Genomic DNA, 9,279 nt, shown 5'->3' on the forward strand with positions numbered 1-9,279 from the left:
CTGGAGAGCCGCCCGATGTCCTTCCCCGCCCCGCCCCCCGAGTCGCTGCCCCACCCGCCGCGCACCCCGAGGCCGGCCGCCATGGAGCTCGCCGACAGCCCGCGCGTCGCGGCGCTGGAGGCCGGGGCGGAGAGCACCGAGGCGTTCTGGGACTCGGTCCGCGCCACCGGCACCCCCCTGGTCGAACCCGACCCCCAGGGATCGCCCGACCACGTACTGGTCACCTTCCTCTGGCGGGGCGACGACCGCGTCCGCGCCGCCCTGGCCCTGCCCAACAAGCTGGCCGACCCGCGCGACCCCGCCGCCAACCTGATGCGCCGCGTGCCCGGCACCGACGTGTGGCACTGGACGCTGCGGATGCGCACCGACTGGCAGGCCACCTACTCGATCTGCGTCGACGACGGCGACGACCCGCACGCCCCCCGGCCCGGCGAGCGGACCTACTGGCAGTGGCTGCGCTCCCGCCCCCGCGTCGACCCCTTCAACCCTCGCACACTGCCCCGCCGTTGGGGCGGAGTGCCGCAGTCCGTGCTCCAACTGCCCGCGGCGCCCACCGCCGAGCACCTCTGGCGGAGCCGCCCCGGCGTGGCGCGCGGAACCGTCACCGAGCACCGGCTGCGCAGCGAACTCCTCGGCAACGAACGGCGGGTGTGGCTCTACGAGCCCGCGCCCCCGCAGGCCCCCGGCCCCGCCCGGGCAACGGGCGCCGACGCGGGCCCCGGCGCCGGCCGCGAGGCCGGACTCCCCGTCGTGGTCCTCTTCGACGCCGAGATGTGGCAGCCCGAACTCGACGTCGCCGCCCTGCTCGACAACCTGATCGCGGGCGGCGCCCTGCCACCGGTGGCGGCCGTGATGCCGGAATCGCTCGGTTCCGAGCGCCGCTACCGCGAACTCGCCCCCAACGAGGCCTTCGTGGAGTTCCTGCGGACCGAACTCCTGCCCTGGGCGGGCAAGCGGCTCCCGCTGACCGACGACCCGGCCCGCACGGTGGTCGCCGGACAGAGCCTCGGCGGACTCGCCGCCGTGTACGCCGCGGTGAGCGCGCCCGGGCGGTTCGGCAACGCCCTCTCCTGCTCCGGCTCGTTCTGGTGGCCCAACCACGCCGAGACCGACGGCGAATGGATCACCGGCGCGATCCGCGAGCACGGCGTGCCCGACGGCGTCCGGATCCGGCTCGCCTCCGGCGCACAGGAATGGGTGCTGCTCCCGGCCACCGACCACCTCTGCGAAGCGCTGGCCGAACGGGGCGCGGCCTTCTCCCACCGGCGGTTCAACGGCGGGCACGACTACCTGTGCTGGCGCACCGAACTCGCCGACGGGCTGACCGAGCTGCTCGGCCGGCCCGCGCCGCGCGGCTGACCGGACCGCCGCGCACCGACCCGACCGCCGTGGCGGCGACGCCCGGGCGGCGTCAGCCGGCCGTGTGCAGGGTGATGTCGCCGTTGTCGGAGCGGACGTCGAGCCGGTGCGCTCCGTCCGGGTCGGTGGGCAGCTTCGTGCTCACGTCACCGTTGGAGGCCTGCGCGTCCACCCGGTAGGCGGTGCCCTTCGGAACCTCCAGGGTCACGTCCCCGTTGGACGACTCCACGCTGGTGCGCTGCGGCGCGGCGTCGAAGACCAGCCGGACGTCGCCGTTGTCGGAGACGGCGTCCACCTCGCGGGAGGTGACGCCGGTCGCCCGGAGATCCCCGTTGTCGCCCTCCAGGGTGAGGGGGCCGGTGGAACCGGACACCTCGACGTCGCCGTTGTCCGTCACGATGCGCAGCGCCGTCGTGAAGCCCGCGGCCTGGATGTCACCGTTGTCCCCGGTCACGGTCAGCCGCACGTCGCGGGGGACCAGCACCTCGTAGCGGGCCGAGCAACCGCCCACCACGGGGCCGCAGTCGGTCTTCAGCTCCAGACGGTCGCCGTCCATCTTCCAGGTGGCCTCCGGCTCGCCGATCAGCGCCCAGCCGGCGAACCACCGGGTGACCTCGATTCTGTCGACGTCGGCGGGGCGGACCGAGACGTCGCCGTTGTCGGTGTCGATGGTGAGGCGGTCGGAGGCCGTCGTGAACGAGCGCTTCTCCGGCTCGGCGTCCTCGAGGTCGGCGCCGCAGCCGCTCAGCGCCGCCAGCGCGAGGGCGGCGCCGGTGGCGACCAGGGCGACACGGGCGGTGCGGGGGACTGCGGCCACGGGGGGCCTCCGTTCAGGTCGGGTGAGGCTTCGCGCCGGCCGTTGCCGACGCCACCGACGCTACGGAGCCGGGCCCGCCGTCACGATCCGGCGTGCCCCCTTCGCCGTACGGGGGCTGCCCCCACCCCCGTCACCCCCGCCCGCCGCAGGTCCACTCCAGGCCGCCCCGCAGGTGGGCCAGGAAGGCGGGATCGCGGTACGCCTCCTCGGCGTGCCCCAGGGCGGTCCAGAAGACGCGGCCCCGTCCCTGGCGGTGGTGCCAGGCCAGCGGGTGGCGGTCCTCGCCGCCACGGAGCAGCACACGGACCTCGGCCGGGTCGGGGCAGGGGGCGAAGTCGTACCACTCGTCGCTCCACGGCCACGCCCGCGGCAGGTGGGCCGTGGCCGGATGCGACCGGTCCTCCACCAGGACGAGTCCCGGGCCGTACGGCGGATGACCGGCGAACCGGGACCGCTGGAGGCTTCCGGTGTACCAGGGCCAGCTCTCCTCGGTGCAGGCCGCCGCGTGCACGCCGGCGAAGCCCGTGCCGGACTCCACCGCCGCGGCGAGCCCCGCCCGGCCGGCGTCGGTCAGGATGTCGCCGGAGGTGGAGAGGAACACCACGGCCGCGTACCGGGAGAGGTCGCCCTCCAGGGCGGCGGGATCCTCGGTGGCGTCCACCGCGAACCCCTCGAAGCGGCCGACGGCGGCCAGCGCGGCGGGGATCGAGTCGTGGCGGTACCCGGTGGTGCGGGTGTGGACCAGCAGGCGGCGCGTCATACCGACACGGTAGGACGCGCGGGGCCCGCCGGGGGAGAGGGGGTCAGTCGCCCAGGAAGTCGCGGACGAACGCGTTGCGGAAGGCCCGGCGGGGGTCCAGCTCGTCTGCCAGGGCGGCGAACTCGGCGTGCCGCGCGTACCGTTCGCGCAGCACCGCACCCGGCACGGTGAAGACCTTGCCCCAGTGCGGCCGCGCGTCGAAGGGCGCCAGCGCCTCCTCGACGCGGGAGACGACCGGCAGGACCGCGGCCGTGTCGTCCACCCAGGTGAAGTGGAGCGCCACGCTGTCGCGGTCGTAGGACGGGCTCAGCCACTGAGCGTCGCCGGCCACCGTGCGGACCTCGGAGATCTGCAGGACCGGAGCCACGGCCTCGCGGATCGCGGCGACGGCGTGCAGCGCCTCCAGGGCCCGGGAGCGCGGCAGCAGGTACTCGGACTGAAGCTCGTCGCCGCTGCTGGGGGTGAACTCCGCCCGGAAGTGCGGCAGTCGCTCGTGCCAGGGGCCCGGCACGCCCAGCTGCTCGGTGCAGTTGACCGCGGGCATCCCCGGAACCGGGTGCATCGGCCCCGCCGCCGCGGGCGCCCAGCCGAAGTCGAGCAAGCCGTGGTCGACCCGGTGCTTGACCCAGACCTGCTCGAACACCGGACGCCGCCAGGAGGTGAACAGGCTGACGCTGTAGGCGCATGCGGAGACGGCGGTGAAGTCCAGCCCCTCCAGGGGCAGTTCCGTGAAGACCCGCTGCTCGACCTCGAAGGCCGGCTCCAGGTCCAGGGTGAGCGCGGTGACCACACCCAGCGCGCCCAGCGAGGTGACCACGCCGCCGAAGCGGGCGTCGTCACGGCCGATCCGGAGCAGCGACCCGTCGGAGGTGACCAGCTCCACCTCGCGCACCGCCGAGGCGAGCGGGCCGTTGGCGGCACCGGAGCCGTGGGTGCCGGTGGCGACCGACCCCGCCACCGAGATGTGCGGGAGCGACGCCATGTTCGGCAGCGCCAGACCGTGCGCGTGCACCTCGCGGGCCAGACGGGCGTACCGCACCCCGCCGCCGACCCGGACGGTGCGGGCGGCGGTGTCCACCTCGACGTCGGCCGGCAGCGCGTCCAGCGAGAGCAGGACGCCGTCCGGGCCGGGGTCGGCGATGGTGTTGAAGGAGTGCCCGCTGCCCAGAACCCGCACCGGGCCCGCGCCGGCCACCGTCTCCCGGAGCTCGCCGAGCGAGGCGGGCCGCGTCGGCCCGGCGGTGGAGAACACGATGTTGCCCGCCCAGTTGGTCGGGGCGGCGGCGGTGGTGCGGGGCATGCGGGGTTCCTTCGGAGCGTGCGCGAAACCACGGTGACGGGCGCGCGGCACGCGGCCCGCACCCAGCCTCTCACCCACCGGCGGGAAACCCCTCACCTGCGCCGACGACTGTGAGGTGCCCCACATCCAGGGCGTCTTCACGGCGTGACACGGGGACCCGGTACCGCGCTCGCGTCACCGGCGGCATACGGTGAGAAGTCGCGCATGGGAAGGAGAACGGTATGAGCACGGGCACGGGCAGTCGTACCGCGCTGGTCGAGGATCTGATGGAGCGGTTCCCGCAGGTACCGCGGGAGGCCGTGTTCAAGGAGGACCTGCTGCGAGGCGGGGTCGCCTTCGACGCCTCGGCGCTCAGCGACAACGAGGACGGCGAGGTCAAACCGAAGTCCTACTTCATCTTCTCCTTCGACCACGGCACCCTCCCCGAACTCGGCGAGGCCGCGCTGCGCCGGCCGCCGGAGGAGATCATCCTCACCGGCGGCCCGTACGACCTGCGGCGCACCGTCGTCTCGGTCCGCGTCAACCCGAACTCGCCGTACCGCGTCGCCGCCGACGACCACGGCATGCTGGGCCTCTACCTCGACGGGAAGCGGATCGCCGACGTCGGCGTGCCGCCGATGCCCGAGTACTACCGGCACAAGCTCTCCAACGGGAAGTCCGTGATGGAGGTGGCCCCCACCATCCAGTGGGGCTACCTGATCTACCTCACGGTCTTCCGGGTGTGCCAGTACTTCGGCGTCAAGGAGGAGTGCCAGTACTGCGACATCAACCACAACTGGCGCCAGCACAAGAAGGCGGGCCGCCCCTACACGGGCGTCAAGGACGTGGAGGAGGTGCTGGAGGCCCTGGAGATCATCGACAAGTACGACACCCAGAAGACCTCCACCGCCTACACGCTCACCGGCGGCGCCATCACCTCCAAGGTCGCCGGGCGCGACGAGGCCGACTTCTACGGCCACTACGCCAAGGCCATCGAGGAGCGCTTCCCGGACCGCTGGATCGGCAAGGTCGTCGCCCAGGCTCTGCCCAAGGACGACGTCCAGCGGTTCAAGGACTACGGCGTCAAGATCTACCACCCCAACTTCGAGGTGTGGGACGAGTACCTGTTCAAGATGTACTGCCCCGGCAAGGAGCGCTACGTCGGCCGGGACGAGTGGCACAGGCGCATCCTGGACTCCGCGGAGATCTTCGGCCCGCGCAACGTGATCCCGAACTTCGTGGCCGGCGTCGAGATGGCCGAGCCGTTCGGCTTCAAGACGGTCGACGAGGCCATCGCCTCCACCACCGAGGGTCTGCGGTTCTTCATGTCGAACGGCATCACGCCCCGGTTCACCACCTGGTGCCCGGAGCCGACCACGCCGCTCGGCAGGACCAACCCCGACGGGGCGCCGCTGGAGTACCACATCCGGCTGCTCCAGGCCTACCGCCAGACGATGGAGGACTTCGGTCTCTCCTCCCCGCCCGGCTACGGCCAGCCCGGTCCGGGTCGCGCCGTCTTCTCGGTGAGCTCCTTCATGGACAGCCTCCCCGCCGACGAGGCGTACGTGGACAACGAGATCACCGCCGCGGCCGTCGAGCAGGCCTGACCGGCACCGTCCGGGCCGGGTTCCGCCCCGCGCGCCACCCCTCGAGGGCCGGCGCGCGGGGCGCCGTCGTCCGCGGGGCCTTCCGCTGCCGACGGCGCCGCGCCCCGCGGCCCTGTACCACGGCGTGACATCGTCGGGAAACAGGCGTGCGAAAAATGGGTGATACTTTCTCGGTCATGTCGAGTTCTGCGCTCTCGACCGAGGCCGGCACCCGGGCCCCGGTCGCCTCCGAGACCCCGGCCGCCCCTCCGGCCGCTCCGCACACCCTCGCGGAGAACATCGCGGCGTACGTGATCGGCGCCTTCCTGATGTCCTGGGGGCTCACCCTCCTGCACGCCGTCGGAGGCGTCACCGGCGGTCTCGCCGGCGCGTCGTTCCTCGTCAGCTACGCGGGCGGCGTGCCGCTGGGCGCCGTTTTCTTCGCCGTCAACCTGCCGTTCTACTACTTCGCGGTGCGGCGCATGGGGTGGTCCTTCACCCTGCGGACCCTGGCGGTGGTCGGGCTCACCTCGGCACTGACGCCCGTCCAGCAGGAGCTGGTCACCCTCTCCGGGATGAGTCCCTGGTACGCCGCCGTGTTCGGCGGCCTCTGCGTGGGCCTCGGCATGATCGTGGTGTTCCGCCACAACGCGAGCGGCGGCGGCTTCGGCATCCTGGCCCTCCATCTCCAGGACCGGTACGGCTGGCGGGCCGGCTACGTGCAGCTCGGCCTCGACGCGGTGGTGATCCTCTGCGCGCTGCCGCTGGTGGAACCCGGGGTGGTGCTCGCCTCGCTGGCCGGCGTCGCCGTGCTCAACCTGGTCATAGCGATGAACCACCGGCCCGGCCGTTACAACGGCCGCTGACCGCCTCCCTCGCTCCTCCACCCGCCGCCCTCCTCCTTCCGTCGCCCTCCCCCCGTCGTTCCCGGCCCGGCCTTCGCACGGGCTCGCCCGTACAGCCTTGAAACAGGAGCGGTCCCATGTCCTCCACGTGGTCCCCGGCCCCGGCCGGCACCGGCCGCCGCCCTGCCCGGCCCGGCCTGCCCGCCTGGGTCCGTGACCCCAAGGTCTGGCGCACCGAGGTGCTGGCCGGTCTGGTGGTCGGTCTCGCACTGATCCCCGAGGCGATCTCCTTCTCGGTGATCGCGGGCGTGGACCCGGCGGTCGGCCTCTTCGCCTCGTTCCTGATGGCGGTGACCATCTCGGTGGTCGGCGGCCGACGGGCGATGGTCTCCGCGGCCACCGGGGCGGTCGCCCTGGTGATCGCGCCGCTCAACCGGGAGCACGGTTTCGGGTACCTCATCGCGGGGGTGATCCTGGCCGGCGTCTTCCAGATCGTCCTCGGCCTGCTCGGCGTCGCCCGCCTGATGCGGTTCGTGCCGCGCTCGGTGATGGTCGGCTTCGTCAACTCGCTGGCCATCCTGGTCTTCCTCGCCCAGGTCCCCGAACTCCACGACGTCCCGTGGGCCGTGTACCCGCTGATGCTGTCCGGCCTGGCCATGCTGGTGTTCTTCCCGCGGCTGACCACGGTGGTGCCCGCGCCGCTGGTGACGGTGGTGATCCTCACCGTGATCACGGTGGCGGCCGGCATCGCCGTGCCGACCGTCGGGGACCGCGGCGAGCTGCCGTCCGCCCTGCCGGTCCCTGGCCTGCCGGACGTGCCGCTCACCCTGGACACCCTCACCACCGTCGCGCCGTACTCCTTCGCCATGGCGCTGGTCGGACTGATGGAGTCGCTGATGACCGCCAAGCTGGTCGACGACATCACCGACACCCGCTCCAGCAAGACCCGCGAGTCGGTGGGGCAGGGCATCGCCAACATCGTCACCGGCCTCTTCGGCGGCATGGGCGGCTGCGCGGTCATCGGACAGACCATGATCAACGTCAAGGTCTCCGGCGCCCGGACCCGGCTGTCGACCTTCCTCGCGGGCGTCTTCGTGCTGGTCCTGTGCGTGGCGGCCGGACCGGTGGTCTCCGAGATCCCCATGGCGGCCCTGGTGGCGGTGATGGTGATGGTCTCGATCACCGCCTTCGACTGGCACTCGGTGGCCCCCAGGACGCTCCGGCGGATGCCGCCGGGGGAGACCATGGTGATGGTCATCACCGTGGTCTGCGTGGTGGTCACCCACAACCTGGCCGTCGGTGTGGTGGTCGGATCGATCACCGCGATGGTGGTCTTCGCGCGGCGGGTCGCGCACCTGGTGGACGTCACCGCGGCCGTCCGGCCGGAGGACGGCCAGGTGGTGTACCGGGTCGCCGGCGAGCTGTTCTTCGCCTCGTCGAACGAGCTGGTCACGCAGTTCGACTACCAGGGCGACCCGGAGGACGTCGTCATCGACCTGTCCGCCGCGCACATCTGGGACGCCTCCTCGGTGGCCGCGCTGGACGCCGTCGAGACCAAGTACGCCCGGCACGGGAAGCGGGTCACGGTGGTCGGTCTCAACGAGCCCAGCGCCCGCATCCACGAACGCCTCGCGGGCAGGCTCCCCTCCCCCTGATGCACGGCCGAGGGCCCGCACCCCGCCGGTGAGCGCGGGGGGTGCGGGCCCTCGGGCACGTGGGTCAGGCCTTGCCGCCGCAGATCACGTCGTACGGCCGGCCTATCGCGAACATCAGCTCCATGGGCTCGATGGTGCCGGCCGGGCACTCGCCCTTCTTCTTCACCAGGCCGAGGACCTTGTAGTCGGTCCCGCCCGCGCCGGAGCAGGCGATCTCCTGCGCCTGGTTGTCGACGCAGTCCCCCTCCACCAGCTGTCCGCCGCCCGCACCGGCGTCACCGGGGTGGTCGTCGGACAGGTTGCGGCCGCAGACCGTCTCGGTGGGAATGCCGCCGGCCGCGTCGCTCCCGCCGTACGAGATCGACACCTCGATGATCAGGTCCGTCCCGGCCGGGCACTGGATGGACTCCGGCATGATGCTGCCGTCCATGATCTCCAGCGCCTTGAAGGTCGCGCCCGACTCGTCGCAGTCGAACATCGTGTAGCTGTCCGACCCCTTCTCCGGGTCGGGACCGCCGCAGTCGCCCTTCTCCCAGCTGCGCGACTTCTGGTCGCCCGCCGAGTCCGTCGCACCGGTCGAGGACGACGACGTGCCGGTGTCGTCGTCCTTGAACAGCTGCGAGGCGCCGAACCCCAGCGCGATCACCACGCCCAGCGACACCAGGCTGCTCAGGCAGCCCTTCGCGCGGCTGGGCGCGGCCGCCGGCTGCTGCGGCGGAACCGGCGGTGGTGGTGGCTGCGGGTTGTTCTGCCAAGCCACGAAATGCCTCCCCTGGACTCTCCTACAACACGGGGGAGGACGGCCCTTCGGTACCGGCGGTTCCGGGTTCACACCCCGGATCCGGGCAGGTTGTGTGAAGACTCGCGCGGTCCGGTGCGGCCCCCTCGGCCGCGGAGCCGCGGCGCTCCGGTACCGGCCCGTCGGGGGCGTCCGGCCGGTCCGCGGGCGGACGCGAAAAGGTGGCGCGCGGAGGCGCA

The 9,279-nt window shown here is 72.8% G+C and carries 8 protein-coding genes; 4 read left to right on the top strand and 4 right to left on the bottom strand.

Annotated elements, in window-relative coordinates:
* A partial coding sequence (gene fes, locus HW445_RS09935) for an enterochelin esterase (RefSeq protein ID WP_306673305.1) occupies nucleotides 1-1,359 on the top strand: 1,359 nt, incomplete at its 5' end.
* A gap of 52 nt (nucleotides 1,360-1,411) precedes the next feature.
* Here the strand turns inward: fes and HW445_RS09940 are convergent.
* The 3 genes from HW445_RS09940 to HW445_RS09950 all read right to left on the bottom strand — a co-directional run bounded on the left by HW445_RS09940 (nucleotide 1,412) and on the right by HW445_RS09950 (nucleotide 4,236).
* On the bottom strand, nucleotides 1,412-2,176 hold the full coding sequence (locus tag HW445_RS09940) for a DUF4097 family beta strand repeat-containing protein (protein ID WP_180220664.1): 765 nt from the start codon (nucleotides 2,174-2,176) through the stop codon (nucleotides 1,412-1,414).
* A gap of 130 nt (nucleotides 2,177-2,306) precedes the next feature.
* Nucleotides 2,307-2,936, bottom strand: coding sequence for a ThuA domain-containing protein (locus HW445_RS09945; protein WP_180220665.1), 630 nt, complete (start codon nucleotides 2,934-2,936; stop codon nucleotides 2,307-2,309).
* Between the two features lie 43 nt (nucleotides 2,937-2,979).
* Nucleotides 2,980-4,236, bottom strand: coding sequence for an FAD-binding protein (locus HW445_RS09950; RefSeq protein ID WP_180220666.1), 1,257 nt, complete (start codon nucleotides 4,234-4,236; stop codon nucleotides 2,980-2,982).
* 221 nt (nucleotides 4,237-4,457) lie between these two features.
* Between HW445_RS09950 and HW445_RS09955 the strand changes: the two genes are divergently transcribed.
* From HW445_RS09955 to HW445_RS09965, 3 genes are all read left to right on the top strand, one after another.
* Nucleotides 4,458-5,822: a radical SAM protein gene (locus HW445_RS09955; RefSeq protein WP_180220667.1), complete on the top strand. Its 1,365-nt coding sequence runs from the start codon at nucleotides 4,458-4,460 to the stop codon at nucleotides 5,820-5,822.
* A gap of 176 nt (nucleotides 5,823-5,998) precedes the next feature.
* Complete coding sequence (locus tag HW445_RS09960; RefSeq protein ID WP_180220668.1) at nucleotides 5,999-6,667, top strand: YitT family protein; 669 nt, start codon at nucleotides 5,999-6,001, stop codon at nucleotides 6,665-6,667.
* A gap of 116 nt (nucleotides 6,668-6,783) precedes the next feature.
* Complete coding sequence (locus tag HW445_RS09965) at nucleotides 6,784-8,301, top strand: SulP family inorganic anion transporter (RefSeq protein WP_180220669.1); 1,518 nt, start codon at nucleotides 6,784-6,786, stop codon at nucleotides 8,299-8,301.
* 64 nt (nucleotides 8,302-8,365) lie between these two features.
* Here HW445_RS09965 and HW445_RS09970 read toward each other — a convergent pair whose 3' ends face one another.
* Nucleotides 8,366-9,061, bottom strand: a complete 696-nt coding sequence (locus tag HW445_RS09970) for a hypothetical protein (protein WP_308798769.1) — start codon at nucleotides 9,059-9,061, stop codon at nucleotides 8,366-8,368.
* Nucleotides 9,062-9,279: the final 218 nt, after the last annotated feature.

This window comes from Streptomyces sp. UH6, from assembly GCF_013421635.1.
Taxonomy (GTDB): Bacteria; Actinomycetota; Actinomycetes; order Streptomycetales; family Streptomycetaceae; genus Streptomyces; species Streptomyces abyssomicinicus.